This window comes from Streptomyces sp. bgisy159, from assembly GCF_965341775.1.
GTDB lineage: Bacteria > Actinomycetota > Actinomycetes > Streptomycetales > Streptomycetaceae > Streptomyces.
In genome coordinates this window covers 201,408-227,059 of the sequence record NZ_CBDQZH010000004.1, presented here as the reverse complement: position 1 = coordinate 227,059, position 25,652 = coordinate 201,408, and the positions used below count along the sequence as shown (strand labels likewise).

At 71.4% G+C, this 25,652-nt stretch carries 26 protein-coding genes and 2 pseudogenes; 11 read left to right on the top strand and 17 right to left on the bottom strand.

The features are described 5' to 3' along the window. Positions 1–113: 113 nt before the first annotated feature. The 6 genes and pseudogenes from folP to ACSLTV_RS06695 form a co-directional block, all read left to right on the top strand. Positions 114–1,016, top strand: a pseudogene (gene folP / locus ACSLTV_RS06720) (dihydropteroate synthase); the annotation flags it as partial. 188 nt (positions 1,017–1,204) lie between these two features. Then, positions 1,205–1,708 carry a nuclear transport factor 2 family protein gene (locus tag ACSLTV_RS06715; RefSeq protein WP_432139131.1) on the top strand — a complete coding sequence of 168 codons (504 nt, stop codon included), beginning with the start codon at positions 1,205–1,207 and terminating at the stop codon, positions 1,706–1,708. Positions 1,709–1,947: 239 nt separating this feature from the next. After that, the gene (gene folB / locus ACSLTV_RS06710) at positions 1,948–2,307 is read left to right on the top strand and encodes a dihydroneopterin aldolase (RefSeq protein WP_432139132.1); all 360 of its coding nucleotides are present in this window, start codon (positions 1,948–1,950) and stop codon (positions 2,305–2,307) included. After that, positions 2,304–2,915, top strand: a complete 612-nt coding sequence (folK, locus tag ACSLTV_RS06705) for a 2-amino-4-hydroxy-6-hydroxymethyldihydropteridine diphosphokinase (protein ID WP_432139133.1) — start codon at positions 2,304–2,306, stop codon at positions 2,913–2,915. Before folB ends, folK begins: the two co-directional genes overlap by 4 nt. Positions 2,916–2,976: 61 nt before the next feature. Further along, positions 2,977–3,462: a DUF3180 domain-containing protein gene (locus tag ACSLTV_RS06700; RefSeq protein WP_432139134.1), complete on the top strand. Its 486-nt coding sequence runs from the start codon at positions 2,977–2,979 to the stop codon at positions 3,460–3,462. Between the two features lie 64 nt (positions 3,463–3,526). Beyond that, complete coding sequence (locus tag ACSLTV_RS06695) at positions 3,527–3,922, top strand: hypothetical protein (protein WP_435611808.1); 396 nt, start codon at positions 3,527–3,529, stop codon at positions 3,920–3,922. A 64-nt stretch (positions 3,923–3,986) separates the two neighbouring features. Here ACSLTV_RS06695 and folE read toward each other — a convergent pair whose 3' ends face one another. From folE to dacB, 6 genes and pseudogenes are all read right to left on the bottom strand, one after another. Continuing rightward, complete coding sequence (gene folE / locus ACSLTV_RS06690; protein ID WP_432139136.1) at positions 3,987–4,592, bottom strand: GTP cyclohydrolase I FolE; 606 nt, start codon at positions 4,590–4,592, stop codon at positions 3,987–3,989. 163 nt (positions 4,593–4,755) lie between these two features. Beyond that, positions 4,756–6,795 carry an ATP-dependent zinc metalloprotease FtsH gene (ftsH, locus tag ACSLTV_RS06685; RefSeq protein WP_432139141.1) on the bottom strand — a complete coding sequence of 680 codons (2,040 nt, stop codon included), beginning with the start codon at positions 6,793–6,795 and terminating at the stop codon, positions 4,756–4,758. A gap of 205 nt (positions 6,796–7,000) precedes the next feature. Beyond that, positions 7,001–7,561, bottom strand: a complete 561-nt coding sequence (gene hpt / locus ACSLTV_RS06680; RefSeq protein ID WP_381078971.1) for a hypoxanthine phosphoribosyltransferase — start codon at positions 7,559–7,561, stop codon at positions 7,001–7,003. Between the two features lie 89 nt (positions 7,562–7,650). After that, a pseudogene (gene tilS, locus ACSLTV_RS06675) lies at positions 7,651–8,580 on the bottom strand (tRNA lysidine(34) synthetase TilS); the annotation flags it as partial. A 751-nt stretch (positions 8,581–9,331) separates the two neighbouring features. After that, positions 9,332–10,456 carry a zinc-dependent metalloprotease gene (locus tag ACSLTV_RS06670; RefSeq protein WP_432135230.1) on the bottom strand — a complete coding sequence of 375 codons (1,125 nt, stop codon included), beginning with the start codon at positions 10,454–10,456 and terminating at the stop codon, positions 9,332–9,334. Positions 10,457–10,589: 133 nt separating this feature from the next. Next, the gene (gene dacB, locus ACSLTV_RS06665; RefSeq protein ID WP_435611807.1) at positions 10,590–12,239 is read right to left on the bottom strand and encodes a D-alanyl-D-alanine carboxypeptidase/D-alanyl-D-alanine endopeptidase; all 1,650 of its coding nucleotides are present in this window, start codon (positions 12,237–12,239) and stop codon (positions 10,590–10,592) included. Positions 12,240–12,318: 79 nt separating this feature from the next. Here dacB and ACSLTV_RS06660 point away from each other — a divergent pair, with 79 nt between their 5' ends. After that, positions 12,319–12,810, top strand: coding sequence for an inorganic diphosphatase (locus tag ACSLTV_RS06660; protein WP_121791090.1), 492 nt, complete (start codon positions 12,319–12,321; stop codon positions 12,808–12,810). 139 nt (positions 12,811–12,949) lie between these two features. Continuing rightward, positions 12,950–14,608 (top strand): threonine/serine ThrE exporter family protein, encoded by a 1,659-nt coding sequence (locus ACSLTV_RS06655; protein WP_432135228.1) that lies wholly within the window; start codon positions 12,950–12,952, stop codon positions 14,606–14,608. A gap of 94 nt (positions 14,609–14,702) precedes the next feature. On the opposite strand, the gene ACSLTV_RS06650 is transcribed toward ACSLTV_RS06655, so the two are convergent. Then, complete coding sequence (locus ACSLTV_RS06650; RefSeq protein ID WP_435611806.1) at positions 14,703–15,626, bottom strand: DedA family protein; 924 nt, start codon at positions 15,624–15,626, stop codon at positions 14,703–14,705. 131 nt (positions 15,627–15,757) lie between these two features. On the opposite strand from ACSLTV_RS06650, the gene ACSLTV_RS06645 reads away from it, so the two are divergent. Further along, a complete protein-coding gene (locus ACSLTV_RS06645) occupies positions 15,758–16,123 on the top strand; it encodes a YbjQ family protein (protein ID WP_432135226.1) in 366 nt (121 codons plus the stop codon). Between the two features lie 27 nt (positions 16,124–16,150). Here ACSLTV_RS06645 and ACSLTV_RS06640 read toward each other — a convergent pair whose 3' ends face one another. From ACSLTV_RS06640 to ACSLTV_RS06610, 7 genes are all read right to left on the bottom strand, one after another. Further along, positions 16,151–16,930: a MerR family transcriptional regulator gene (locus ACSLTV_RS06640; protein ID WP_432135225.1), complete on the bottom strand. Its 780-nt coding sequence runs from the start codon at positions 16,928–16,930 to the stop codon at positions 16,151–16,153. A 100-nt stretch (positions 16,931–17,030) separates the two neighbouring features. Continuing rightward, a complete protein-coding gene (locus tag ACSLTV_RS06635; protein WP_435611805.1) occupies positions 17,031–17,792 on the bottom strand; it encodes an ABC transporter permease in 762 nt (253 codons plus the stop codon). After that, positions 17,789–18,739 carry an ATP-binding cassette domain-containing protein gene (locus ACSLTV_RS06630; protein WP_432135223.1) on the bottom strand — a complete coding sequence of 317 codons (951 nt, stop codon included), beginning with the start codon at positions 18,737–18,739 and terminating at the stop codon, positions 17,789–17,791. The genes ACSLTV_RS06635 and ACSLTV_RS06630 overlap by 4 nt, the downstream gene beginning before the upstream one ends. A 76-nt stretch (positions 18,740–18,815) precedes the next feature. Next, entirely contained in the window at positions 18,816–19,457 is a 642-nt protein-coding gene (locus ACSLTV_RS06625) for a PadR family transcriptional regulator (RefSeq protein ID WP_432135222.1), read from the bottom strand. Positions 19,458–19,502: 45 nt separating this feature from the next. Then, on the bottom strand, positions 19,503–20,042 hold the full coding sequence (locus tag ACSLTV_RS06620) for a DinB family protein (RefSeq protein ID WP_432155992.1): 540 nt from the start codon (positions 20,040–20,042) through the stop codon (positions 19,503–19,505). A gap of 76 nt (positions 20,043–20,118) precedes the next feature. Next, positions 20,119–20,358 (bottom strand): DUF397 domain-containing protein, encoded by a 240-nt coding sequence (locus ACSLTV_RS06615; protein ID WP_435611804.1) that lies wholly within the window; start codon positions 20,356–20,358, stop codon positions 20,119–20,121. Then, positions 20,351–21,145 carry a helix-turn-helix domain-containing protein gene (locus ACSLTV_RS06610; RefSeq protein ID WP_432155991.1) on the bottom strand — a complete coding sequence of 265 codons (795 nt, stop codon included), beginning with the start codon at positions 21,143–21,145 and terminating at the stop codon, positions 20,351–20,353. Before ACSLTV_RS06610 ends, ACSLTV_RS06615 begins: the two co-directional genes overlap by 8 nt. 294 nt (positions 21,146–21,439) lie before the next feature. Here ACSLTV_RS06610 and ACSLTV_RS06605 point away from each other — a divergent pair, with 294 nt between their 5' ends. Beyond that, positions 21,440–21,793 (top strand): hypothetical protein, encoded by a 354-nt coding sequence (locus ACSLTV_RS06605; protein WP_432135219.1) that lies wholly within the window; start codon positions 21,440–21,442, stop codon positions 21,791–21,793. Here the strand turns inward: ACSLTV_RS06605 and ACSLTV_RS06600 are convergent. After that, positions 21,738–23,198, bottom strand: a complete 1,461-nt coding sequence (locus ACSLTV_RS06600) for an aldehyde dehydrogenase family protein (RefSeq protein ID WP_435611803.1) — start codon at positions 23,196–23,198, stop codon at positions 21,738–21,740. The genes ACSLTV_RS06605 and ACSLTV_RS06600 overlap by 56 nt on opposite strands. Before the next feature lie 129 nt (positions 23,199–23,327). Continuing rightward, positions 23,328–24,152 (bottom strand): helix-turn-helix domain-containing protein, encoded by an 825-nt coding sequence (locus tag ACSLTV_RS06595; RefSeq protein WP_432135237.1) that lies wholly within the window; start codon positions 24,150–24,152, stop codon positions 23,328–23,330. Positions 24,153–24,539: 387 nt separating this feature from the next. Here ACSLTV_RS06595 and ACSLTV_RS06590 point away from each other — a divergent pair, with 387 nt between their 5' ends. After that, entirely contained in the window at positions 24,540–25,037 is a 498-nt protein-coding gene (locus ACSLTV_RS06590) for an ATP-binding protein (RefSeq protein ID WP_435611802.1), read from the top strand. Positions 25,038–25,110: 73 nt separating this feature from the next. On the opposite strand, the gene ACSLTV_RS06585 is transcribed toward ACSLTV_RS06590, so the two are convergent. After that, complete coding sequence (locus ACSLTV_RS06585; protein ID WP_398866139.1) at positions 25,111–25,371, bottom strand: DUF397 domain-containing protein; 261 nt, start codon at positions 25,369–25,371, stop codon at positions 25,111–25,113. Positions 25,372–25,652: the final 281 nt, after the last annotated feature.

Below are 25,652 nucleotides of genomic sequence, written 5' to 3'. Positions count from 1 at the left end.
CGACCCGCATCCCCTCGAAGCACGGCCCGGACGGACGCCCGGCCCCCCAGCCCCCGGGGCGTCCGCCCGGGCCGTCCCGCGTCCGGGCGCCTCCCTGGGCCTACGCTGAACATATGAGCAAGCACAGCGGACGCGCGCGCGTGGTCGGCCTTCCGGACTGGGACCGCTGCGCGGTCATGGGCGTCGTCAACGTGACGCCCGACTCCTTCTCCGACGGCGGCCGCTGGTTCGACACGACGGCCGCCGTCAAGCACGGTCTGGCGCTGGTCGACGAGGGTGCCGACCTCGTCGACGTCGGCGGCGAGTCCACCCGTCCCGGCGCCACCCGCGTCGACGAGGCCGAGGAACTCCGCCGTGTCATCCCCGTCGTGCGGGGCCTCGCCTCCGAGGGCGTGGTCGTCTCCGTCGACACCATGCGCGCCTCCGTCGCCGAGCAGGCCCTCGCCGCCGGCGCCGCCCTCGTCAACGACGTCAGCGGAGGGCTCGCCGACCCGGCGATGATCCCCGTCGTCGCGAACGTCGGCGCCCCCTTCGTCGTCATGCACTGGCGCGGCTTCCTCCAGGGCGGCAACGTCCAGGGCGTCTACGACGACGTCGTCGCCGAGGTCGTCGACGAACTGCGCGCCCGTGTGGAGGCCGTGCTCGCCGGCGGTGTCTCCCCCGACCGGGTCGTCGTGGATCCCGGGCTCGGGTTCTCCAAGGACGCCGAGCACGACCTCGCGCTCCTCGCTCACCTCGACCGCCTGCACACGCTCGGCCACCCCCTGCTCGTCGCCGCCTCCCGGAAACGCTTCCTCGGTCGCGTCCTCGCCGGCCCGGACGCCGCCCCGCCCCCCGCCCGCGAGCGCGACGCCGCCACCGCCGCCGTGTCCGCCCTCGCGGCCCACTCCGGCGCCTGGGCGGTCCGCGTCCACGACGTCCACGCCACAGCGGACGCCGTACGGGTCGCACGCGCGGTGGAAGGGGCGCGTGCCGCAGGAAGCGCGCCGGGCCCGCACAACGAGCGCGGGGCACGTGACGACACCCGCACGCCCGGCCCACACGCGGGGAACCCGGCGCGCGACGGATCGCCCGCGCCGGTCCCCAGCCCCGAGCGCGGGGCGCCCGAGCCCGCCGACGCGCCCGGCCCCCGGGAAGCTCCCGGGGCGCACGGCCTCCCCCGCGCGCCGGGGACCGGTGGTGCGCCGCGTGGGGAAGGACAGCGGTGAGCGCCCCCCATACCGACGTGGAACAGGTCGAGGCCGCCAACACCGCCTTCTACGAAGCCATGGAGCGGGGCGACTTCGAGACGCTGTCGTCACTCTGGCTGACCCCGGGCGACCTCGGCGTCGACGAGGAGTACCACGACCCGGCCGACAGCGGTGTGATCTCCTGCGTGCACCCCGGCTGGCCGGTGCTGACCGGCCGCGGCGACGTCCTCAGGTCGTATGCGCTGATCATGGCGAACACGGACTACATCCAGTTCTTCCTCACCGACGTCCACGTCTCGGTCACCGGCGACACAGCCCTGGTGACCTGCACCGAGAACATCCTCAGCGGCGGTCCGGCGCCCGCGGCCGGCGAGGAGCTGGGGCCGCTCGTGGGCCAGCTGGTGGTCGCCACCAACGTGTTCCGCCGCACCTCGGACGGCTGGAAGATCTGGTCCCACCACGCCTCCCCCGTACTGGCGGAGACCGAAGGGGAGGAAGAGGACGAGTCACCCGCCTGACGGCCCCGCAAGGACCAAGAAGTGGTTGGGATCACCGGCCTGCGGGTAAGGGCGGCTACCAACCCGTGAGCCGCCGGATTCTCCAGGGGAAACGCACGGTGAAACCTCCTGGACCCGGCCGGACCCGCGCCCCCGCGGCCCGGCCCCGTCAGTGCCCGCAGGTAGATTCGTTCGAGGCCGGTATGCCGCCCGCACACGGCAGTGACCGGCCGTCACCGACGATTGCAGGAGTGATTCGCGTGGATCGTGTCGCGCTGCGCGGCCTGAGGGCCCGCGGGTACCACGGGGTGTTCCCCGAGGAACGCGAGAAGGGCCAGACCTTCGTCGTGGACCTCGTCCTCGGCCTGGACACCCGCCCGGCCGCGGCCGACGACGACCTGGCGAAGACCGTGCACTACGGCATCGTGGCGGAGGAGGTCGTGGCCGTCGTGGAGGGCGAGCCCGTGAACCTCATCGAGACGCTCGCCGAGCGCATCGCCCAGGCCTGCCTGAAGCACGAGGGGGTCCAGCAGGTCGAGGTCAGCGTCCACAAACCGGACGCCCCGATCACGGTCCCCTTCGACGACGTGACCGTCACCATCATCCGGAGCCGAGTATGACTGCACCCTTCATCAAGGGTCCCAGCGACCCGACCGTACAGCCGGTACCCGCCTCCGTCGTCGAGAAGGTCGACGCCGCCGACACCACGCTGCACAACCCGCAACGGGCGGTGATCTCGCTCGGCGCCAACCTCGGGAACCGGCTGGAGACGCTCCAGGGCGCCATCGACGCCCTGGAGGACACGCCGGGCGTGCGCATCAAGGCCGTCTCGCCGGTGTACGAGACCGAGCCCTGGGGTGTGGAACCGGGCAGCCAGCCCTCGTACTTCAACGCGGTCGTCGTCCTGAAGACGACCCTGCCCCCGTCCTCCCTGCTGGAGCGGGCCCACGCGGTCGAGGAGGCCTTCCACCGGGTGCGCGAGGAACGCTGGGGTGCCCGCACCCTGGACGTCGACATCGTGGCGTACGCCGATGTCGTCTCCGAGGACCCGCAGCTCACGCTCCCCCACCCGCGCGCGCACGAACGGGCCTTCGTCCTCGCCCCCTGGCACGACGTGGACCCGGGCGCCACCCTGCCGGGCCGCGGACCGGTCGCCACGCTGCTGGACACCGTCACCCGGGAGGGGGTCGCTCCCCGCGAGGACCTGGAACTCCACCTGCCCGAGTAGTCGTTAAGGTCGACAGAACCGCGCGTACGTCGGGCCCAGTCGGGGGAGCTGAAGGAACACCGTGAGAGAGCTGCGCATCAGGACGCTGGTCGGCGTCTTCCTCGTCGCCGGCGTCCTGTCCTGGGCGGGTGCCCGCCTGTGGAACTCGCTCGGGAGCCTGCCCGCCGTCCCCCTGGCCGCGCCCATCGTGCTGGCCCTGATCGCCGTGGTGCTGCTGGCGACGGCCGTGTCGCTGCGCGCCCGGCTGAAGGCGCAGCGCGAGCGCCGCCCGGAGGCGAAGGGCGTGGACCCGTTGATGGCGGCCCGCGCGGTCGTCTTCGGGCAGGCCAGCGCCCTGGTCGCGGCCCTCGTCGCCGGCATGTACGGCGGCACGGGCGTCTTCCTCCTGGAGTTCCTCGACGTGCCGGCCCGCCGCGACCAGGCCATCTACGCCGGTTTCTCGGTCGTCGCAGGCATCGCGGTGATAGCGGCGGCGGTCTTCCTGGAGCGGGTCTGCCGACTGCCCGAGGACGACGACCGGAACTCGGGGGCGGCCTCCCCGGCGTGAGCGTCACCGGGGCCGGCGGGCCGGACGGCGCCTCGGGTGGTGGGCGGGCTGCGATCCTGCGGGGATGAACCGACTCGGCGACGCCCACCTGCGCACCTGGACGCTCCGCCTCCTGGCCCTTCTCGCAGCCGACGGCGAGGCCCAGATCGCCTGGCTGGGCGAACGCGAGCTGGAGACGGAGTCCCTCATCGCGGAGACGGAACTCCTCTGCCGAGTCGGCGAAGGACTCGCCGAGCGCGGAGCCATCGAAGCCGGGAGCCTGCGCGCCCTCCGGGCCATCGGCCGCCGCCTCGGCAAGATCGATGCCGTCAGCCGCACCGGCCTGTGGGCCGACGCCCTGTCCACGGACCCCGCGTGGGACGACGTACGCCGTCTGGCCCGCGCGTGTCTCCTCACGACCCTGGGCGACTGGCGTCAGCCGCTGCCCCGCCCCGTAGGCGGGTACTCGGCGGACCGGTGAGCGGGCCGGGAGCCAACGGCAGCGGACCACCGGCGGACGATGCCGGAACCGACCGGCAGCCGGTTCAGTGGGCCATGATCAAGCTCATCGCCTCGTTGCGGGTGGCCGCGTCCCGCAGTTGGCCGCGCACCGCGGAGGTGATGGTCTTGGCGCCCGGCTTGCGGATGCCCCGCATGGACATGCACATGTGCTCGCACTCGATCACGACGATCACCCCACGCGGCTCCAGAATGTCCATCAGGGAGTCCGCGATCTGCGTGGTGAGACGCTCCTGCACCTGGGGCCGGCGAGCGAACACGTCGACCAGCCGGGCCAGCTTCGACAGGCCGGTGATCTTTCCGGTGGTCGCCGGGATGTAGCCGACGTGTGCCACGCCCCGGAACGGCACCAGGTGGTGTTCGCAGGTTGAGAACACCTCGATGTCCTTGACCAGCACCATCTCGTCGTGGCCCAGGTCGAAAGTGGTCGTCAGCACGTCCTCGGGCTGCTGCCACAGCCCCGCGAATATCTCCCGGTAGGCCCGCGCCACCCGCGCCGGCGTCTCCCTGAGGCCCTCTCGGTCCGGGTCCTCACCGACCGCGATCAGGAGTTCCCGTACGGCGTTCTCGGCGCGCTTCTCGTCGAACTCGCCGATAGTGCCCTCGCCGTCCAGCGTCACGGGGTCGGTCATGTGAAGCCTCGTTCCTGTGCGGGTCACGCGTGCGCGAACGCGTGTCGATCTGCGGGCGGACATGCACGCACAACGCGATGCCGCGCCCCCCAGGCTAGAACCTGGGGGGCGCGGCATCCATTCCGGGCCTGGTGGGGCCGTATCGGGCGGCCCCGGCCGTGAGTCAGCTCTCCGGGCGGTCCTCGGGGGTCGGCTCCACCGCGGGGGCGGGGTCGACGGCCGTGGACTTTGCGGTGGAGATCGCGGGGGTCACGCCGTTGGCGCCGTTCGTCAGGGCGAGCTCCTTCGGGGAGAGCACCGGCGGACGGGTGGACGGCGTGCGCCGCGAGGAACCGGTCCAGGCGGGCCGCGGCGGGCGCTTGACGATCGGCGCGAAGATCTCGGCGATCTCCTCCTTGCCGAGCGTCTCCTTCTCCAGGAGGGCCAGGACGAGGTTGTCGAGGACGTCGCGGTTCTCGACCAGGATCTCCCAGGCCTCGTTGTGCGCGTTCTCGATGAGCTTCTTGACTTCCTCGTCCACCAGGGCGGCGACCTCTTCCGAGTAGTCGCGCTGGTGGGCCATCTCACGGCCGAGGAACGGCTCGGTGTTGTCGCCGCCGAACTTGATGGCGCCCAGACGCTCGGTCATGCCGTACTGGGTGACCATCGCGCGGGCCGTGGTGGTGGCCTTCTCGATGTCGTTCGCGGCGCCCGTGGTCGGGTCGTGGAAGACCAGTTCCTCGGCCGCCCGCCCGCCCAGCATGTAGGCGAGCTGGTCGAGCATCTCGTTGCGCGTGGTCGAGTACTTGTCCTCGTCCGGCAGGACCATGGTGTAGCCGAGGGCGCGGCCGCGGGACAAGATCGTGATCTTGTGGACCGGATCGGCGTTCGGGGAAGCCGCCGCGACCAGGGCGTGACCGCCCTCGTGGTACGCGGTGATCTTCTTCTCCTTGTCCGACATGATCCGGGTCCGCTTCTGCGGGCCCGCCACGACGCGGTCGATGGCCTCGTCCAGCATCTGGTTGTCGATGAGTTTCCTGTCGCTGCGGGCCGTGAGCAGCGCCGCCTCGTTCAGCACGTTCGACAGGTCGGCGCCGGTGAAGCCCGGCGTACGGCGGGCGACCGCCGCGAGGTCGACGTCGGGTGCGACCGGCTTGCCCTTCTGGTGAACCTTGAGGATCTCCAGACGGCCTTGCAGGTCCGGCGGGTCGACCGCGATCTGGCGGTCGAAGCGGCCGGGCCGCAGAAGGGCCGGGTCGAGGATGTCGGGCCGGTTCGTCGCGGCGATGAGGATCACGCCGCCCTTGACGTCGAAGCCGTCCATCTCGACGAGCAGCTGGTTCAGGGTCTGCTCGCGCTCGTCGTGACCGCCGCCCAGGCCGGCGCCGCGGTGGCGGCCGACGGCGTCGATCTCGTCGACGAACACGATCGCGGGGGCGTTCGCCTTGGCCTGCTCGAACAGGTCACGGACCCGGGAGGCACCGACACCGACGAACATCTCGACGAAGTCGGAACCGGAGATCGAGTAGAACGGCACACCGGCCTCGCCGGCGACGGCCCTGGCGAGCAGCGTCTTGCCGGTGCCGGGGCGGCCGTAGAGCAGCACGCCCTTGGGGATCTTGGCGCCGACGGCCTGGAACTTCGCCGGCTCCTGCAGGAACTCCTTGATCTCGTGGAGCTCCTCGACGGCCTCGTCGCAGCCCGCGACGTCGGTGAACGTCGTCTTCGGGGTGTCCTTGGTGATGAGTTTGGCCTTCGACTTGCCGAAGTTCATCACCCGGGAGCCGCCGCCCTGCATCTGGTTCATCAGGAACAGGAACACGACGACGATGAGAACGAAGGGGAGCAGCGAGAGCAGGATCCCGACGAACGGGTTCTGCTTCGACGGTGAGACGGTGTAGCCGTCCGGGATCTGCTTGTCCTGGTACTTGGTCTGCAGCGTGTTGGCGATGGTCACGCCCTGGTCGCCGATGTAGCTCGCCTGGATCTTCGAGCTGTCCTCGACCTTCACACCGTCCTTGAGCGTGACCTTGATGGTCTGCTCGTCACCGGTGGTCAGCTTGGCCGACTCGACCTTGTTGTCGTTGATGGCCTGGACGACCTGGCCGGTGTCCACCGTCTTGTAGCCGCCGGAATCGCCGACGACCTGCATCAACACGACCACGGCAAGGACGGCCAGCACGATCCACATGACCGGCCCACGGAAGTATCGCTTCACGTCCATCCACACGGAGCGGTGCCGCCCCGTCCCTCCTGCCATAGTGAGTTTGATAAGACAGTTCTTCTGACGGTACCCCAGCATGGTGGCCCGAAGCCGCACGGAGAGGCCGGTGACGCCGTCTGCATGCTCCAACGGTGCGGAACCCGCTGGGGTTCCCGATCGTCTGACAAGACTGGCCCGTCCGGCTCAGCGACCGGGCACGGACGGCTCAGCCGCCGTAGACGTGGGGCGCGAGCGTACCGACGAACGGCAGGTTGCGGTACTTCTCGGCGTAGTCCAGGCCGTAGCCGACGACGAACTCGTTGGGGATGTCGAAGCCGACCCACTCCACGTCGATGGCGACCTTGGCGGCGTCGGGCTTGCGCAGCAGGGTGCACACCTTCAGGGAGGCGGGCTCGCGCGAGCCGAGGTTGTTGATCAGCCAGGACAGGGTCAGCCCGGAGTCGATGATGTCCTCGACGATCAGGACGTGCCTGCCCTTGATGTCGGTGTCGAGGTCCTTGAGGATCCGCACGACGCCGGAGGACTGGGTGCCCGCGCCGTAGGAGGACACGGCCATCCAGTCCATGGTGACGGGGGTGGACAGCGCTCGGGCGAGGTCGGCCATGACCATCACCGCGCCCTTGAGGACGCCGACGATGAGCAGGTCCTTGCCCGCGTACTCCGCGTCGATCTTCGCGGCCAGCTCCGCCAGCTTGGCGTCGATCTCTTCCTTGGTGATGAGCACCTGCTTGAGGTCGGCACCCATGTCTTTCGCGTCCACCCGCATCACTTTCGGTCGTCCCGCACTTACGGCCACCGGCTTCCGGCCCCGTTGGGGTCGGGGTCGGGTCCCGCCCCCGGTCGGGGAGTCGGGATTCAGCCTTGCCGAATCACCAGTCTGCCACCCTGGCGCCGGGCGACGACTTTGCCGGGGAGGTTGATGGCTCCCTGGCCGCGCCAGCCGGTGATCAGCCGGTCGACTTCCTCGATGTGGCGGGCGAACAGGGAGCCGGCCGGGGCGCCGGCCCCGATGGCGGCGCGGCGCAGGATCCGGCGGCGGACGGCGGGCGGGAGGGCGTAGAGCTTGGCGCACTCCAGGAGGCCGGCGGCGTCGCGGACGGTGGCGTCGGCCTGGCCGGCCCATTCGTCGAGGGCGTCGGCGTCGTCACGGGAGAGCTGGGCCGTACGGGCGAGGGCCTCGACGACGCCCTTGCCGAGCGCCTTCTCCAGGGCGGGCAGGCCTTCGTGGCGGAGCCGGGAGCGGGTGTAGGCCGGGTCGGCGTTGTGCGGGTCGTCCCAGACGGGCAGGGACTGGACCATGCAGGCCTTGCGGGCGGTCTGCCGGTCGAGCTGGAGGAAGGGGCGCCGGTAGCGGCCGTCGGCCCCCGAGACCGCGGCCATACCGGACAGGGAGCGGATGCCGGAGCCGCGGGCGAGGCCGAGGAGGACGGTCTCCGCCTGGTCGTCGCGGGTGTGGCCGAGCAGGACGGCGGCGGCGCCGTGGCGTTCGGCGGCGGCGTCCAGGGCGGCGTACCGGGCGTCCCGGGCGGCGGCCTCGGGCCCGCCCTCGCGGCCCACGGTGACGGCGGTGGACTCCACGGGGTCCAGGCCGAGCTCGCGCAGGCGCAGGACGACTTCGGCGGCGCGAAGGTCGGAGCCCGGCTGCAGGCCGTGGTCGACGGTGATGCCGCCCGCGCGGATGCCGAGCCGGGGGGCTTCGAAGGCGAGGGCGGAGGCGAGCGCCATCGAGTCGGCGCCGCCGGAGCAGGCGACGAGGACGAGCGGTGCCGCGGGGCGCCCTGCGGCGAGGTTCTGGCGGCCGGCGCCGCGGGGCTCGCCACCCGGACGCCCAGCGCCGAGGGACCCGGCACCGTACGCCTCCGCGCCACCGGACCCGCCACCGTAAGCCCCCGCACCACCGGACCCGGCACCGCCGAAGTCGGCGCCATGAGGGTCGGCGCCGTCAGGGACGGTGGGTGAGGAGGAAACGGTGCGCGGGGCGGAGAGGGTGCCGCCCCCGGTCGTGGCGGCGCCGGTGCCCGCCCGGGCGGAGCCGATGCCCACCGCTGCGGAGCCGGGAGCCGTGGCCGCACCGCCGGGATCGACCGGCGCGGTACCGGGACCCGCTGACGGGTTGCGGGGACCCGCTGACGCGTTGCCGGGACCCGTCGGCGCCGAGCTGGGATCAGTCGGCGCGCCGCCGAACGGTGCCGGCGCGGCGCCGGTGCCCGCCGGGGCCGGGACGGGGGCGACTGCCGGGAGTGCGGGAGCCGTGCCCGTGGTGGCGGAGGCTTGTTCGGTGAGGAGGTCGTGAAGGACGCGGCGGACCGCCAGGCGTATCGCCGCGACCGCAGGATGGGGACCCATGTCCGGTTCCCTTCGTGGAGTTCGGGGGGTGAGCCCGAGGCCGGTCACTCAGAGTGTGTAGATGGTGACAGAACCGGGCCGTTCCCCGAGCATTGCACGCCTGCCCAGGGCTCACGGTCCCTCGGACGGGTGATTGCGGGGGCGTTCGCCTGCCGTCGGCCGAATCCGGTTCACCGCGGCCGCGAGGGGCTCACGACTCGGCCTTGCGATGCACCCGCGCGATCCAGTCCGCCGGTTCGGCGATCTCGGCCTTGGTGGGGAGGGTGTTCGGTGAGGTCCACACCCGGTTGAAGCCGTCCATGCCGACCTGGCCGACGACGGCCCGTACGAAGCGTTCGCCGTCCCGGTACTGCCGGAGCTTGGCGTCCAGTCCCAGGAGCTTGCGCAGCGCGAGATCCAGGCGGGAGGCGCCCTTGGCGCGCCGCTGCTGGAACTTCTCGCGGATCTCGGCGACGGTCGGCACGACGTCCGGGCCGACGCCGTCCATCACGAAGTCGGCGTGGCCCTCCAGCAGGGACATCACGGCGGTGAGACGGCCGAGAATCTCCCGCTGCGCCGGGGTCTGCACCAGCTCGACCAGGGAGTGCCCGCCGTCGTCCTCCTCGCCCTCCGGGCGGCCCCCGGCCAGGGACTGGGCGGCTTCCCGGACGCGCTCCAGGAAGGTCATGGGGTCGACGTCGGTCTCCCCCAAGAAAGACTGGATTTCGCCCTCCAGGTGGTCGCGCAGCCAGGGCACGGCGCAGAACTGGGTGCGGTGCGTCTCCTCGTGCAGAGTGACCCACAGGCGGAAGTCGTGCGGCTCGACGTCGAGTTCGCGCTCCACGTGGACGATGTTCGGCGCGACCAGGAGCAGCCGGCCGCCGCCGTTCTCCCCGGCGGGCAGCTCGCGCGTGGCGGGGGCGAACGTCTCGTACTGGCCGAGGACGCGGGACGCGAGGAACGACAGCAGCATGCCGAGTTCCACGCCGGTGACCTTGCCGCCGACGGCGCCCAGGACCGCGCCGCCGGTGCTGTTGCCGCGCCGCTCCTGCATCTTCTCGAGGAGGGGCTTGAGGATCTCCCGGAAGCCCGCGACGTTGGCCCGGATCCAGCCGGGGCGGTCGACGACGAGGACCGGGGTGTCGTGGGTCTCCTCGGTGCCCATCCGGGTGAAGCCCCGGACGTGTTCCTCGGAGGCCTTGGCGTGCCGGCGCAGCTCCGCGACGACGGCCCTGGCCTCGTCGCGGCTCACCTCCGGACCCGGCCGTACGAGGCGGGTCGCGGTCGCCACCGCGAGATTCCAGTCGACCATCTCCGCACCACCGATGCTCGTCATGCGTCAACCGTACGTGAGCCCCGCGGCCGGGGGCAGGCCACGGACGCGAGGCCCGTGCCCGTGGGCGGGTGCCACGGTCGGCGGGCGGGCCGCTGACCGGCGGGGCCCATGGCCCCGACGGGCTCGGCGGGTGTCACCGGCACCCGCACGCCGCCAGCGCCGTGGCCGCGCGGTCCAGCGCGGCCTGGGCGGCCCCGGCGTTCGTGGTGTCGGAGGCGAGGAGGGCGAAGGCCAGGAGCCTGCCGTCGGTGTCCACGACCGTGCCGGCCAGGGTGTTGACACCGGTCAGGGTGCCCGTCTTGGCGCGTACGACACCCGCCGCGCCCTGCGCGTACCGGCCGGCCAGGGTGCCGGTGAAGCCGGCCACGGGCAGGCCGGTGTGGACGGTGCGCAGTTCCGGGTGGGCCGGGTCGGCGGCCTTGACGAGGAGCGCGGTGAGGAGCTTCGGGGTGAGCCGGTCGCGCCGGTCGAGGCCGCTGCCGTCCTGGAAGCGGACTCCGGCCAGGGGCAGCCCGAGCCGTTCCAGCCGGGCGCGGATCGCGCGGCCGCCGCCGGCGAAGTCGGCGCGTTCGCCGCTCGCGAGGGCGGTGTGCCGGGCGAGGGCCTCGGCGATGTCGTTGTCGCTGTTGGTCAGCATCCGCTCGACCACGTCGGACAGCGGCGGCGAGGAGACGGCGGCCAGTGTCCGCGCGCGGGCGGTGGCCTTGGACGGGCCGGGGGAGGTCGTCGTGACGCCGGCCTTGTGCAGGAGGTCCGCGAAGCGGCGTGCGGCGTCCGCGGCCGGGTCGGCCGCCCGGCGCGCCGGTCCGCTCGTCGAGTCGTCGGTGCGGGCCTCGTCGACCATCAGTGCGGTGACCGGGGCCAGGTTGGGGTTGACCCCGATGGGGTGAATCCGGGTGCCGGCGTACAGGCTGGTGTCGTAGGACAGCGTGACCCGGGTGATGCCGCGCTTCTTCAGCGCGGCGGCGGTGTCCGCGGCCAGGGTGCGCAGGCTGGCCCAGCCGTCCGCGGCCGCCCTGGCGGTCAAGGTGGGGTCGCCGCCGCCGACGAGGATGAGTTCCCCGGTGTCGGCCTCCAGGGACGCGCGCGTGGTCAGGCGGTGGTCGGGGCCCATCGCGGAGAGCGCGGCGACCGCGGTGGCGATCTTGGTGGTGGAAGCGGGGGTCAGAGCCCGGCCGGCCCCGTCGGCGGCGCCGTACAGGAGCCGGCCGGTGGCCACGTCGACGACCGCGGCGGCGTGCCGGCCGCCGAGCGCCGGGACGTCCAGCAGCGGGTCCAGGACGGCCGTCAGGGCGGCCGGGTCGGGCACGGAGCCGGGGGCGGACCGTCCGGTCCCGGCGGCGGTGCCGCCCAGGCCGGTGAGGACGGCGACGGCGCTGGGCGCGGGACGCGGGGCGGCCGGACGGGGGCCGGACGGCGGGCGGCCGTGATCTGCGCCACCCGTACGGCCCTGGGCGGCGGCGCGGTCCCGCTCGGCCGTACGCTGACCCGAGGAGTCCCAGGGGCCGGCGGCGGTCACCACCCCGGCGGCCAGTGCCAGCCCGGCCGTGGCCGCACCCGCGGTGTACCGCCAGGTCCTGACGGCCTTCGGCCTCGTGATCGCGAGGCGCGGCCCGATGGTTCGCGGCACTCGTGCGAGCAGCGGTCCCGCGACCTGCGCGAGCCGTGTGAACTGCGGCTTGGCGGCTGCGGACAGCCGCGCGACGCGTGGTCGTACGGCGGCGGCGACCCGCACCGCGTGCGGTCTCGCGGCCCGCCAAGGCCTCAGTTCTGGCACGACCACCAGCCCCTTTCGCGATCACACACCTGCGTGAGGGACACTTAATCACCCGAAGTATGTGCTGATCATGGAGGAGCCACCGGTGGAGTTCGACGTCACGATCGAGATCCCGAAGGGTTCGCGCAACAAGTACGAGGTGGACCACGAGACCGGTCGGATCCGCCTGGACCGTCGACTCTTCACCTCGACCGCCTACCCGACCGACTACGGCTTCGTCGAGAACACCCTCGGCGAGGACGGCGACCCGCTGGACGCGCTGGTCATCCTGGACGAGCCGACGTTCCCGGGCTGCCTGATCCGCTGCCGCGCGATCGGCATGTTCCGCATGACCGACGAGGCCGGCGGCGACGACAAGCTGCTGTGCGTGCCGGCGACCGACCCGCGGGTGGAGCACCTGCGTGACATCCACCACGTGTCGGAGTTCGACCGCCTGGAGATCCAGCACTTCTTCGAGGTGTACAAGGACCTGGAGCCCGGCAAGTCCGTCGAGGGCGCCAACTGGGTCGGCCGCACCGACGCCGAGATCGAGATCGAGCGGTCCTACAAGCGCTTCAAGGAGCAGGGCGGCCACTGAGCCCGGCCGTCTGCCGGAGAGCCCGCGGGCCTTCGGCCAACGCCGCTGAGAGGGGCCGCACGCGCGTGTGTGCGGCCCCTTCGCCGTGTGTGCGCATACTGAGGGCTCACGGAAGGTGTCGTTCAGGGAGCGTTGCTCAGTGCCGGAGACGGAGGACCGCAAGCCACAGTCGGACGAGGCGCAGGGTGTCTACGACGCCGAGCTGACGTCGGAGTTCGCCATTCCCCGGGGGCTGGGGGTCCCGAAGGGCGGCGGCGAGTCGGAGACCACGTCCGAGTTCGCCCTTCCCGAGGGCCTGGACGTCCCGCATCCGCCCCCGGCCGAGCCGGAGGGCTCGGCGTTCACCCCGCCCAGCACGTACGGCTCGCGCAACGCCCCGCCCGCCTTCACGCCTCCCGCCGGGATACCGGCGGTCGCTCTGGCCGGGGACGTGCCCTGGCAGCACCGGATGCGCACGATGCTGCGCATGTCGGTGGCCGACCGGCCCGCGCCCGAACCCGTGCAGAAAGCGGAGGAGGACGTCCCGGCGGTGCCGCGCGTGCTCGACCTGACGCTGCGGCTCGGCGAGCTGCTGCTGGCGGGCGGCGAGGGCGCCGAGGACGTCGAGGCCGCCATGTTCGCGGTGTGCCGCAGCTACGGGCTGGACCGCTGCGAGCCGAACGTGACCTTCACGCTGCTGTCGATCTCGTACCAGCCGTCGCTGGTGGAGGACCCGGTGACGGCGTCGCGCACGGTGCGGCGCCGGGGCACCGACTACACGCGGCTGGCGGCCGTGTTCCGGCTGGTGGACGACCTCACCGACGCGGAGACCAGCGTCTCCCTGGAGGAGGCGTACCGGCGTCTGGCGGAGATACGCCGCAACCGGCACCCGTACCCGACCTGGGTGCTCACCTCGGCGAGCGGGCTGCTCGCGGGGGCGGCCTCGGTGCTGGTCGGCGGTGGCCCGCTGGTGTTCGTGGCGGCGGCGGTCGGGGCGATGCTCGGCGACCGGCTGGCGTGGTTGTGCGCGGGGCGCGGGCTGCCGGAGTTCTACCAGTTCCTGGTCGCCGCGATGCCGCCGGCCGCGATGGGGGTGGCGCTGAACCTGGCGCACGTCGACGTGAAGGCGTCCGCGGTCATCACCGGTGGGCTGTTCGCGCTGTTGCCGGGGCGGGCGCTGGTGGCGGGCGTGCAGGACGGGCTGACCGGTTTCTACATCACGGCCGCCGCGCGTCTGCTGGAGGTCATGTACTTCCTCGTGGGCATCGTCGTCGGGGTGCTCGTGGTGCTCTTCCTGGGCGTGAACCTGGGCGCCCGGTTCAGCCCCGACGCGCAGCTGGGCAGCGTCGAGCGCCCGGTGTGGCAGATCGCCGCTTCCATGGTGCTGTCGCTGACCTTCGCGGTGCTGTTGCAGCAGGAGCGGTCGACGGTGGTCGCGGTGACCCTCAACGGGGGAGTCGCCTGGGTGGTCTACGGCGCGATGCGTTACGCGGGGGACATCTCGCCGGTCGCCGCCACGGCCGCGGCGGCCGGGTTGGTCGGGCTGTTCGGGCAGTTGCTGGCGCGGCACCGGTTCGCTTCGGCGCTGCCGTTCACCACCGCGGCGATCGGGCCGCTGCTGCCCGGTTCGGCGACGTACTTCGGGGTGCTGTCCATCGCGCAGAACGAGGTGGACGCGGGGATCGCCTCGCTGACCAAGGCGGCGGCGCTGGCGATGGCCATCGCGATCGGCGTGAACCTGGGTTCGGAGATGTCCCGGATGTTCCTGCGGGTGTCCGTGGAGAAGCGCCGGGCCGCCAAGCGGACGCGCGGCTTCTGAGCGGGCGCGGCGGAGTCCGGGCGGCCGTGTCCGCCCGGGAGCGCCGGGCGGGCACGGCCGTCCGCGCGGCTCCCCCGCGCCCTCAGGGCGAGGGCTAGTAGCCGCCCTGCCCCTGGCTCTGGTCGTACGGGTACTGGCCGTTGGTCTGCTGGTAGTAGCCGTTGCCCTGGGGCTGCTGCTGGGGCTGGGGGTACTGCTCGGGCCCGCCGTACTGCTGGCCGTAGTACTGGTTCTGGTCGTACTGCCGGGGCTGCTGCCGGGGCTGCTGCTGAGGCTGCGGCTGGGGGTCGGCTGCGGGGATGCGGCGGAGCTGGGTGGTCGCGTCGTCCGTCACCGGGTACGGGGCCTGCTGGACCTGGGCGGCCGGGGCCGGGGTGGCCGGGGTCTGGGCGGCGGCGCGCTTCTTCTTCGAGCGTTCACGCAGGTACTCGATGATGATCGGGACGACGGAGACCAGGACGATCAGGACGAGGATCGCCTCGACGTTCTTCTTGATGGCGTCGATCTGGCCCAGCCAGTAACCCGCGAGGGTGACACCCGTGCCCCAGGCGACACCGCCGACGATGTTGTACGACAGGAAGGTGCGGTACTTCATGCGGCCGGCGCCGGCCACGATCGGCGCGAAGGTGCGCACGATGGGCACGAAGCGGGCCAGCACGATGGCCTTCGGGCCGTACTTCTCCATGAACTCGTGGGCCTTGTCCAGGTTCTCCTGTTTGAAGAGCTTGGAGTTGGGCCGGTTGAAGAGCTTGGGGCCGAGGAACTTGCCGATCATGTAACCGACTTGGTCGCCGAGGACGGCGGCGAGCACGATCAGCGTGCAGACCAGCCACAGCGGCTGGCTGATGTAGTCCCCCTCGGCCACGAAGAGACCTGCGGTGAACAGCAGGGAGTCGCCGGGCAGGAAGGCGAACAGCCCGGACTCGGCGAAGACGATCAGCAGGATGCCGGGCAGGCTGAAGGTCTCGATCAGATAGTCCGGGCTGAGCCACTCGGGGCCGAGCGCAAGCGTGGTCACGGGTCTGTGGCTCCTGCTGTGGGATGCGGGCGTGGGGCTGGCTGCCCCAACGTACAACGCAGCCGCCACGGCCCGGGTTCCATGGGTGATCCCAGGATGCACCCTGCCCGCCCCCGGACAAAGCTGTGGACATGGGTATCGAGGAATACGGCGGCGGCCAGGGACCCCGGCCGGATGTACTGGTCGTGACGACGAACGACGTGCCCGGGTACCGGGTGCAGGAGGTGATCGGCGAGGTCTTCGGGCTGACCGTGCGCTCCCGGCACCTGGGCAGTCAGATCGGCGCCGGTCTCAAGTCGATGATCGGCGGTGAGCTGAAGGGCCTGACGAAGACGCTCGTGGAGACGCGGAACCAGGCGATGGAACGCCTCGTCGAGCAGGCACGCGCGCGGGGCGCGAACGGCGTGCTGATGTTCCGCTTCGACGTGACGGAGGCGTCGGACGTCGGCACCGAGGTGTGCGCGTACGGCACGGCGGTGGTCCTGGCCCAGGAGTGACCGTAGGGCCGCCCCCGAGCCAGGACGTCACTCCGAGTGCCGGTCGGCGTTGGCGAGGATCGCGTCCCTGAGGTGCTCGGCGAGCCCCTCGTGCATGCCGTCGTAGTACGCCTTGAACCGCTCGTCGGAGACGTACATCTCCCCCAGGCAGCGGTGCATCTCGTACGGGCAGTCGAAGTACCACGAGGCGAGGTGCCCGCGGTGCTCCTCGGCGAGGTCCATGGCGGCCTCGCCGGTCGGCGGCCGGCCCGACGCCACCAGCTCGGTGTAGCGCCGGCTCCAGTCGTCGACCTCCGCCGTGATGCGCTTCCAGTCCTCCTTGGTGTAGCGGGCCGCGCGGCGCTGCGACTCGGCGTACGCGTCGGTCCCGCCCCAGCGCCGCTCGGTCTCCTCGGCGTACTGCTCGGGGTCCTTGTCGCCGAAGACCTCGAACCGTTCCTCGGGGGTGAGGTTGATGCCCATCGTGCGTGCCTCCATGGCGTGCTCCACGGCCGCCGCCATCTTGCGCAGCTTCTCGATCCGGGCGGTCAGCAGTTCGTGCTGCCGGCGCAGGTGTGCGCGCGGGTCCGCGTCCGGGTCGTCGAGCAGGACGGCGACCTCGTCGAGCGGGAAGCCGAGCTCCCGGTAGAACAGGATCTGCTGCAGCCGGTCGAGATCGGCGTCGGTGTAACGCCGGTGGCCCGCGTGGCTGCGCTCGCTGGGGACGAGCAGGCCGATGTCGTCGTAGTGGTGCAGGGTGCGCACCGTGACCCCGGCGAAGCCGGCGACCTGGCCCACGGAGTAGTCCTGTCCTGCGGGGTGGCTCACTTCCGCTCCCTTCTCGGTACGTGGTCCACCATGGGTCCTCACGTCGCGTGAGGTGCAAGCCCGGGTCCCGGAGCACCACCTGCCGCCGCGCTCCCCCCGGTCAGCGGTCCAGCCGGGCGAACCGGCGTACCGCCAGCGGCAGGAACACCGCCAGCAGCCCGAGCGGCCATACGACGGCCGCCCAGAGGTGTCCGGCCTCGCCGCCGGGGCCGTCGAACAGGTCCCGCACCGCCGTGGCCGTCTGGGACAGCGGGTTCCACTCGACGGCGGTGCCCAGCCAGCCGGGCATGGCGTCGGGCGTGGCGAAGGCGTTGGACAGGAAGCCGACCGGCCAGACCAGGATCTGCACGGTCTGCACCATCTCCGGCCGCCCGGCGACCAGGGCCAGGTGGATGCCGATCCACAGCATGGCGAACCGGAACAGCAGGAGCAGGCCGAGCGCGCCGAGGAAGGCGGCGGGGCCCCCGTGGACGCGCCAGCCGAGGGCGAAGGCCACCGCGACCATCACGGCGAGGGCGAGCACGGACTGCAGCATGTCGGCGGCCGACCGGCCCACCAGGACGGCGCCGTTGGCCATCGGCAGGGAGCGGAAGCGGTCGACGACGCCCTTGTCGAGGTCCTGGGTGACGGCGAGCATGGTCGACTCCAGGCCGAACGCCATCGTGAGGGCGAGCATGCCGGGCACCAGGTAGTCGAGGTACTCGCCGTCGACGCCCCGGCCGCCGCCGACGAGGTAGCCGAACATCAGCAGGAGCAGCACGGAGAAGAGCACGCCGACGGCCACCCGGACGGGCTGGCGGGCCCAGTGGGCGAGTTCGCGGCGGGTCATGGTCCAGCAGTCGGTGACGACGTGGGCGGTCATACGGTCTCCTTCACCGGGTCTGCGGTCAGGTGCAGGAACACCTCGTCGAGGGTGGGGCGGCGCAGGGCGATGTCCTCGGCCTCTATGCCGGCGTCCGTCAGGGCCCGCAGCACCCCGGCGAGGGCGGCCATGCGGTCGGTGACGGGCGCGCTGAGCAGCCGCCGGTCGGCGTCGACGGTGACGCCGGACGCGGGCACCGGCAGCAGGGCGACGGCGGCGCCCAGGTCGCCCGCGCGGCGCAGGGTGACGTCGATGCGGTCGCCGCCGGTCATCGCCTTCAGCTCGTCGGCCGTGCCGTCGGCGACGACCCGGCCGGCGTCGACGACCGCGATGCGGTCGGCGAGCTGGTCGGCCTCCTCCAGGTACTGGGTGGTGAGCAGCACCGTGGTCCCGCCGCCGACGAGGGAGCGGACGGAGGCCCAGACCTCGGCCCGGCCGCGCGGGTCGAGGCCGGTGGTGGGCTCGTCGAGGAAGAGGACCCGGGGCTCGGTGATGAGGGAGGCGGCGAGGTCGAGGCGGCGCCGCATACCGCCGCTGTAGGCGCGCACCGGCTTGCGGCCGGTGTCGGCGAGGTCGAAGCGCTCCAGGAGTTCGCCGGCACGCACGCGCGCGTGGCGGGCGCCCAGGTGGTGGAGGCGGCCGAACAGCTCCAGGTTCTGGCGGCCGCCGAGGTCCTCGTCCAGCGCGGCGTGCTGGCCGAGCAGTCCGATGCTCCGGCGTACCGCACGTGCCTGGCTGACGACGTCGTGGCCGGCCACCGTGATCCGGCCGGAGTCGGGTCGCAGCAGCGTGGACAGGACGCGGACGAGGGTGGTCTTGCCCGCGCCGTTGGGTCCGAGCACCCCGTGCACGGTGCCCGGGGCGACCCGCAGGTCGAGGCCGTCCAGCGCGGATTTCCCGCCGTATCTCTTGCGGGCCCGCTCGACGCTGATCGCGAGATCCGTCACGTCTTCCGCTCCTCCATTAGTCAAACTTGACTAGCACCGTCAGAGTAGCGGTGCACCCTGCACTGGTCAAACTTGATTAGCGATCGTCCCCGGGGTGACGCTCCCCCGTCGCCCACGGGTTCTGCTGACCCTCGGCGAGGACGCCGACGAACGGCTCGCCCTCGCCGGCGAAGGTGTAGGCACCGCGCTCGACGCGCTCGATCAGCCCCCGCGTCCACTCGGCCTCGGCGTCGGCCGTGTGGACCCACAGGTTCATGATCTCGCCGATGTGCCCGAGCTGTTCGGGCCCGTCCTCGGGGACGTAGTGCTCGGTGACGGCCGCGCGCCACTCCTCGATCCGCCGGATCCGCTCCCGGAGCAGCGCCACCGCCTCACCGCGCGGGAGGTCCACCATGAAGCCGATCGCCGCGGACTTCATGTCCACCTTCTGGTCGTACGACGTCAGCGCGTCGCGCACCAGCCGCAGATACTCCTCGGTGCCCGCCCCGGTGATCTCGTACTCGACGCGGGGCGGGCCGCCGACCGTGGACGGGGCGGTCTCGTGCGCGCGCAGCAGTCCCTGCTTCGCCAGCTGCTTCAGGGCGTGGTAGATCGAGCCGGGCTTGGCGTTGGACCACTCGTGGGCGCCCCAGTACTCCAGGTCGGAGCGCACCTGGTAGCCGTGGGCCCGCCCGTGCTGGCGCACCGCGCCCAGCACGAGGAGACGGATCGCTGACATGCCGACCAGGTTAGATCCGGCACACCCGTTCCACGGGACCGGGCCCTAGCCCTGCTGCGCCTGCGCCACCAGCTCGAACGCCGTCTTCCCGTCCAGCGACTCCCGGATGATGTCGGCGTGGCCGGCGTGCCGGGCCGTCTCACGGACCAGGTGCAGCATCAGCCAGCGCACGGAGACGCGCTCACCCGGCGGGAACCACGGCTCGCTGGGCAGCGGGAAGCTGTCGTCCAGGCTCGGCACCGACCGCACGAACGCCTCCGTCTCGGCGGCGACCTTCTCCCAGTACGCCAGCTGCGACTCGACGGTCTCGTCGCCCACCAGCAGGAAGCACTCGTGCCAGTTCGACTGGTCCCGCTGCACGGCCCGTTCCTCGCCCTTGGCCAGCGCGACCCAGCCCTGCTCCACCTCCGCGACGTGCTTGACCAGCCCCGCCAGCGACAGCTCACTGGCGCTGGGCCGGGAGGACGCCTGCTCCTCCGTCAGCCCCAGCACCGAACGGCGGATGCCGCCGCGCTGCTCCTCCAGGAACGCCAGCAGCGCCCCGCGCTCGTCACCGCACTCTGCCGAGGGAACGTGCATGACCATGACCGTCTGCCTTTCGCCGGAGCCGCCGGGGTTCCTGCCCCCTGCCTGACACCGACGACGTTACGGACCCTTGCGGTCAGATACTGTCCGCAATGCCCGTCGGGGGCTCTCCGATTTTCACGGCCCCGACGAAGACGGCCCAGGGGGACGCCGTGAAGAGCAGGGCGGGGCCGTGGGGGTTCTTGGAGTCGCGTACGGGTATGCCGGCGGGGTGGGTGTCGAGGACTTCGAGGCAGTTGTCGGCGTTCGGACTGCTGTGGGAAGACTTGCGCCAGCCGCTCAGAGCCGCGGCGTCCGGGATGCTTCGGTCAGTCATGGTGTCCGTACTCCTTCGCGGTGGCCCTGAGCAGAGCCAGTGAGTCCATCAGCGGCAACGCGTCGCTCAGCGCGAGATCGTAGCGATTCCTCAACTCGTGGATCACCGACGGGGAATCATGAAGCTTCCCCATCCCCTGGCCCTCCGTGTACGCCAACGGCGGCTGGTCCTCGAACCACATCAGTCTGAGGTCACCGTCCTGCAAGGGGTAGAGGCCCACGGCGAACGGCAGCACATGCACCCGGATACGTCGGGCCTCGACGAGCCGGACGAGGTGCGTGATCTGCTCGGCCATCACTTCCCGGTTGCACACGGGGCGCCTGAGCACGGCTTCGTCCAGTAGCACCCACACCACGGGGGCCACCGGGTCTTCGAGGATCTTCCCGCGCTCCAGGCGTGTGACGAGGCGCCTGTCACACTCCTCGTCACTCACCGGAGGGAACGCCGAGCTCAGAACCGCACGCGCGTACCTTTCCGTCTGCAGAATCCCAGGGACATAGGCCGGGGAGAACTCCCTGATCATCGACGCCTGCTGTTCGAGTACGCGTACCGCCTCGAAGTAGTCGGCGATCGCCACGTCGTCCCGCGGCAGAAAGCTGCTCAGCACATTCCCCGTGCCCAGCGCCCGGTCCAGTCGGCGCGCGTCCTCCCTCGACGGGACCCGGCGCCCCGCCTCGATGTGGGCGATGTGCGAACGGGTCATGACGGCCCGGTCGGCGAGTTCCTGCTGGGTGAGGCCCTTCGCCTCGCGCCGCTGACGGAGCCAGTCGCCGTAGATGGTGCCCATCGGATCAACTCCCCTGTGACAAAACGTCTGTCACCTCGTCCCCTCTGGCGAGGCTAGCCCCGATTGCCGCAGAGTGTGACTGATTCGTCACAGAAAGCGAAGCCCCCTCGACCGTGGCACCGGTCCGGGGGCGTGGTCATCAACAAGCGACAACAAGCGTGAAGGAGCTGACGACGTGAACCACCGTATCGCCCGTCTCTTCAGGGCGTCCCGGAAACCGCTCGGGATCGGGGTGGGGTCGCTGGGGGTCCCGCAGGGGCCTCCGCGCCCGGCGCCGCGGCGGGAGGCGGCGACATGACGGAAGGGAGCGCTCCGGCCCGGCTGCTGCCGTGGGCCGGGCAGGACGGGAAGCCCTGCTACGTCGTCGGCGACGGCACCGGCTACGTGTCGCGGCTCGCGGACACCCTGGAGGTCACGCAGCTGGCCATGGCGGGCGATCTGCTCGGGCACGCCGCCGACCTGCTCGCGGACCGGCGCGCGACACCCGCGCAACTGCGGTACGTGCTGGCGCGGATGCACGAGGCGCTGACGGACGTGCACCGCATCGCGAGGAGTCGTGGGGCCCGGCTTTCCGGCGCCGGCGCGGACGGGGTCAGAACGGGAACCGGCTCCGGCCCCGCTGGACCGAGATCCACTTCAGGGTCGTGAACGCGTCCAGGGTCGTCTCGCCGTTGAGGCGGCCGATCCCGGAGTGCTTCTCGCCGCCGAAGGGGACGAGCGGCTCGTCGTGGATGGTGCCGTCGTTGACGTGGAACATCCCGGTGTCGACGCGCTTGGCGAACGCGACACCCCGTTCGATGTCGGCGGTGTGGACGGCGCCGCTGAGGCCGTAGGGCGTGTCGTTGACGATGCGGATGGCCTCCTCCTCACCGTCGAATGGGACGACGAGGGCGAGGGGGCCGAAGATCTCCTTGTGGAGGAGGGCCGAGTGGGCCGGGACGTCCGTGAGGACCGACGGGCCCACGAGGTTGTCGGACGCCTCGCCGCGCACCAGGACCGTGGCGCCCTCGGCCACGGCCTGGTCGACGGCGGCGGTCACGGCGTTGGCCTGGAGGGAGTTGATGACCGGGCCGATGACGGTCTGCGGGTCGCTCGGGTCCCCGGTCTTCAGGGTTCTGACCTTGGCGACGAACTTCTCGGTGAACTCCTCGGCCACCGACCGGTCCACCAGCACCCGGTTCGCGGCCATGCAGACCTGGCCCTGGTCGACGTACCGGCTGAAGACGGCCGCGTCGACCGCGTAGCCGATGTCGGCGTCGTCGAGGACCACCAGTGCGCTGTTGCCGCCCAGTTCGAGGACGGTCCGCTTGAGCTGGGCCGCGCACACGGTGGCGATGTGGCGGCCGACCTTGTCGGAGCCGGTGAAGGAGATCACCTTGGGCACCGGGTGCTCGATGAAGGCGTCGCCTATCTCGGCTATGTCGGTGAGGACGACGTTCAGCAGCCCGGGCGGCAGACCGGCGTCCTCGAAGAGCCTGGCGATCAGCGTGCCGCCGACGACGGGAGTGTCCTGGTGCGGCTTGAGGACGACGCCGTTGCCCAGGGCGAGCGCGGAAGCGACCGGCTTGATCGACAGGAGGAAGGGGAAGTTGAAGGGGCTGATCACGCCGACGACGCCGACCGGCTCGCGGTAGAGGCGGTTCTCCTTGCCCTCGATGGGCGAGGGGAGCAGCCGGCCCTCGGAGCGCAGCGTCAGCTGAGCCGCCTCGCGCAGGAACTCCTTGGCGAGGCCGATCTCGAAACCGGCCTTGAGGTGAGTACCGCCCAGCTCGGCGATGATCGCCTCGGTGATCTCCCGCTCCCGGTCCTCGACCAGCCGAAGGGCGCGTTCGAAGACGTCCCGCCGGGTGTAGGGGTTGGTCGCCGCCCAGGCGTGCTGCGCGCGTTCGGCGGCGCGGTAGGCCTGGTCGACCTCGTCGATGGTGGCGATGGTGATCGAGGCCAGCTTGGTCCCGTCGTACGGATTGACGTCGATGATGTCCCAGGAGCCGGTACCCGGGCGCCACTCACCGCCGATGTACTGCAGGGCCAGGTCGGTGAAGCAGGACGACATGTGATCCCTCAATCCCTTGCCGCCGGGGCGCTCGCGCTCTGATCACGTGTCATCGTACTGACGAATCAGGTCAGTTGGCGTGCTCGTTTCAGAACGACCCTGTCCCGCACGGAAATCGAGGGTTGTCCCCTACGACAGCTGCAGCAGCCCGCGCAGCAGGTCCCGGCTCTCGTCCGGCCCGGGGCTGTCCTGCTGGAGTTCCTTGAGCGCCTGCTCGTACTGGGCGACGTCCTCGCGCTTGTCCAGGTAAAGCGCGCTGGTCAGCTGCTCCAGGTAGACCACGTCCGACAGGTCGGACTCCGGGAAGCTGAGGATGGTGAAGGCGCCGGACTCGCCGGAGTGGCCGCCGAGGCTGAACGGCATGACCTGGAGCCGCACGTTGGACTGCTCGGAGACGTCGATGAGGTGCTGGAGCTGGCCGCGCATCACCTCGCGGTCACCGTAGGGCCGGCGCAGCGCGGCCTCGTCGAGGACGACGTGGAACTCGGGGGCGTTCTCGGAGACCAGGTACTTCTGCCGCTCCAGGCGCAACGCCACCCGCCGGTCGATGTCGGCGGCGCTCGCACCCTTCATGCCCCGGCTGACGACCGCGTGCGCGTACGCCTCGGTCTGCAGCAGGCCGTGCACGAACTGCACCTCGTAGGCGCGGATCAGGGAGGCCGCGCCCTCCAGGCCGACATAGGTGGGGAACCAGCTGGGCAGGACGTCGGAGTAGCTGTGCCACCAGCCCGCCACGTTGGCCTCGCGGGCGAGTCCGACGAGCGCCGCGCGCTCCGCCTCGTCCGTGATGCCGTACAGCGTCAACAGGTCTTCGACGTCTCGCGTCTTGAAGCTCACCCGGCCCAGCTCCATCCGGCTGATCTTCGACTCCGAGGCGCGGATCGAGTAACCCGCGGCCTCGCGCGTGATGCCACGTGACTCACGCAGTCGCCTGAGTTGCGAGCCGAGCAGCATGCGTCGCACCACCGATCCGGGCTCTCCCGCGCTCACGTTCGCCAGCCTCCCCAACCGTCTTCAGGGGCCGAAGTCTGCCACTAAAACACTCCGAGCAGTACTCGCCCGATTACAGAGACGGAAAGAAGCCAAAGCTTGAGGGCGAGGGCACACCGGGGCGGGACCCCGGAACACGCGCGGAAGGACACGGAGGGAGCCGCCGAGCGGCAGGAAGATGGCGGAAAAAATGGCCAAGAAGCGGTACGGTCAGGTCCAATTCGGTCACGTGCACGTGCATCTGCTCTTGCATCTGGTGTACGCATCCGAAACCATGGTCCCGCGCCACCGCTGCATCGCAACGACCGCGAATTCCCGGGAGTGCCTCGCATGGGGACGAATGGATCGACCATGCTCAAGCCGTTACGGCAGGGCCTTCCGCCGTTGGATCCCGCAGCCGTCTCCGACGCCGCCTCCTGCGCCCTGGCCGCCCGCTACGAAGCGGTGCGCGAGGCGAGACAGTTCACCCGGAAGACCCTCGACCAGTGGGGCGTCGACGATCGCTCCGACGACGTCTGCCTGGTGGTCTCCGAACTCGTCACCAACGCCCTGCGGCACGGCCTGCCCTCCGTGCCCGAGCCGCGCACGCCCGGCCTGTGCCCGCCCGAGCGCGGCGCCGCGGTACGACTGCACCTGATGCGGTGGACCGGACGGCTGGTGTGTGCGGTGCGGGACCCGGGCGAGGACAGCCCCGTCGCGCGCGACACCGAGGACTTCTCGGCGGAGTCGGGGCGCGGCCTCTTCCTCGTCGACTCCTTCGCCGACGGCTGGGGCTGGCACCCGCTGGCCGGCACCCTGGGCGGCAAGGTCGTCTGGGCGCTGTTCCGGGTACACGCCCCGGCGGAGTAGAGGAACGCGGCGCACTGCGGCGCCGCGTTTCTACGCGCGTCACACACGACGGGCGCGCCAGGGTCGCCGGCCGTCAGCCGGCCACCAGGTGATCGAATTCACCGTCCTTGACGCCGAGCAGCATCGCCTCGATCTCCGCGCGGGTGTAGACGAGCGCCGGGCCGTCGGGGAAGCGCGAGTTGCGGACGGCGACGTCGCCGCCCGGCAGCCGCGCGAACTCCACGCACGAACCCTGCGAATTACTGTGCCTGCTCTTCTGCCAGGCAACCCCGTGCAGCTGTGTGGCCGTCATGCCGTTGTACACGTCGCGTCCCCCGTCAACGTCGTGGTCCACAGGTCGCTCCCTGATGGTGCACTGGCTGGTGTGGCCATTGATGCGATGGTCAACTGTCCCGGATCATAACCCCGTTCATGTGCAGATGCGCGAGCAAATGCACGTGCACGCGGGGTGGTCCCGCGGTTACAGCGTTGACGCCCGCTTTACCGAAGCGCCTGCCCCGAAGCCCGCGGCCCATGCTGTGCCCGCTGCGGCGGATCGCCCGATCGAACCCCTCGCGCAGAGCCAGAGCCCTTCGCGCACTAGAAGAGACGCGTGCGACGCGGTCCATGTTCCAG

What these genes read in the sequence shown, in the direction of transcription:
- folK (WP_432139133.1), top strand. Translation starts at nt 2,304, where the DNA reads ATGACTGCACCCTTCATCAAGGGTCCCAGCGACCCGACCGTACAGCCG.
- ACSLTV_RS06695 (WP_435611808.1), top strand. Translation starts at nt 3,527, where the DNA reads ATGAACCGACTCGGCGACGCCCACCTGCGCACCTGGACGCTCCGCCTC.
- folE (WP_432139136.1), bottom strand. Translation starts at nt 4,592, where the DNA reads ATGACCGACCCCGTGACGCTGGACGGCGAGGGCACTATCGGCGAGTTC.
- ftsH (WP_432139141.1), bottom strand. Translation starts at nt 6,795, where the DNA reads ATGGACGTGAAGCGATACTTCCGTGGGCCGGTCATGTGGATCGTGCTG.
- hpt (WP_381078971.1), bottom strand. Translation starts at nt 7,561, where the DNA reads ATGCGGGTGGACGCGAAAGACATGGGTGCCGACCTCAAGCAGGTGCTC.
- ACSLTV_RS06670 (WP_432135230.1), bottom strand. Translation starts at nt 10,456, where the DNA reads ATGACGAGCATCGGTGGTGCGGAGATGGTCGACTGGAATCTCGCGGTG.
- ACSLTV_RS06645 (WP_432135226.1), top strand. Translation starts at nt 15,758, where the DNA reads ATGGGTATCGAGGAATACGGCGGCGGCCAGGGACCCCGGCCGGATGTA.
- ACSLTV_RS06635 (WP_435611805.1), bottom strand. Translation starts at nt 17,792, where the DNA reads ATGACCGCCCACGTCGTCACCGACTGCTGGACCATGACCCGCCGCGAA.
- ACSLTV_RS06625 (WP_432135222.1), bottom strand. Translation starts at nt 19,457, where the DNA reads ATGTCAGCGATCCGTCTCCTCGTGCTGGGCGCGGTGCGCCAGCACGGG.
- ACSLTV_RS06620 (WP_432155992.1), bottom strand. Translation starts at nt 20,042, where the DNA reads ATGGTCATGCACGTTCCCTCGGCAGAGTGCGGTGACGAGCGCGGGGCG.
- ACSLTV_RS06615 (WP_435611804.1), bottom strand. Translation starts at nt 20,358, where the DNA reads ATGACTGACCGAAGCATCCCGGACGCCGCGGCTCTGAGCGGCTGGCGC.
- ACSLTV_RS06610 (WP_432155991.1), bottom strand. Translation starts at nt 21,145, where the DNA reads ATGGGCACCATCTACGGCGACTGGCTCCGTCAGCGGCGCGAGGCGAAG.
- ACSLTV_RS06605 (WP_432135219.1), top strand. Translation starts at nt 21,440, where the DNA reads ATGACGGAAGGGAGCGCTCCGGCCCGGCTGCTGCCGTGGGCCGGGCAG.
- ACSLTV_RS06600 (WP_435611803.1), bottom strand. Translation starts at nt 23,198, where the DNA reads ATGTCGTCCTGCTTCACCGACCTGGCCCTGCAGTACATCGGCGGTGAG.
- ACSLTV_RS06595 (WP_432135237.1), bottom strand. Translation starts at nt 24,152, where the DNA reads ATGCTGCTCGGCTCGCAACTCAGGCGACTGCGTGAGTCACGTGGCATC.
- ACSLTV_RS06590 (WP_435611802.1), top strand. Translation starts at nt 24,540, where the DNA reads ATGCTCAAGCCGTTACGGCAGGGCCTTCCGCCGTTGGATCCCGCAGCC.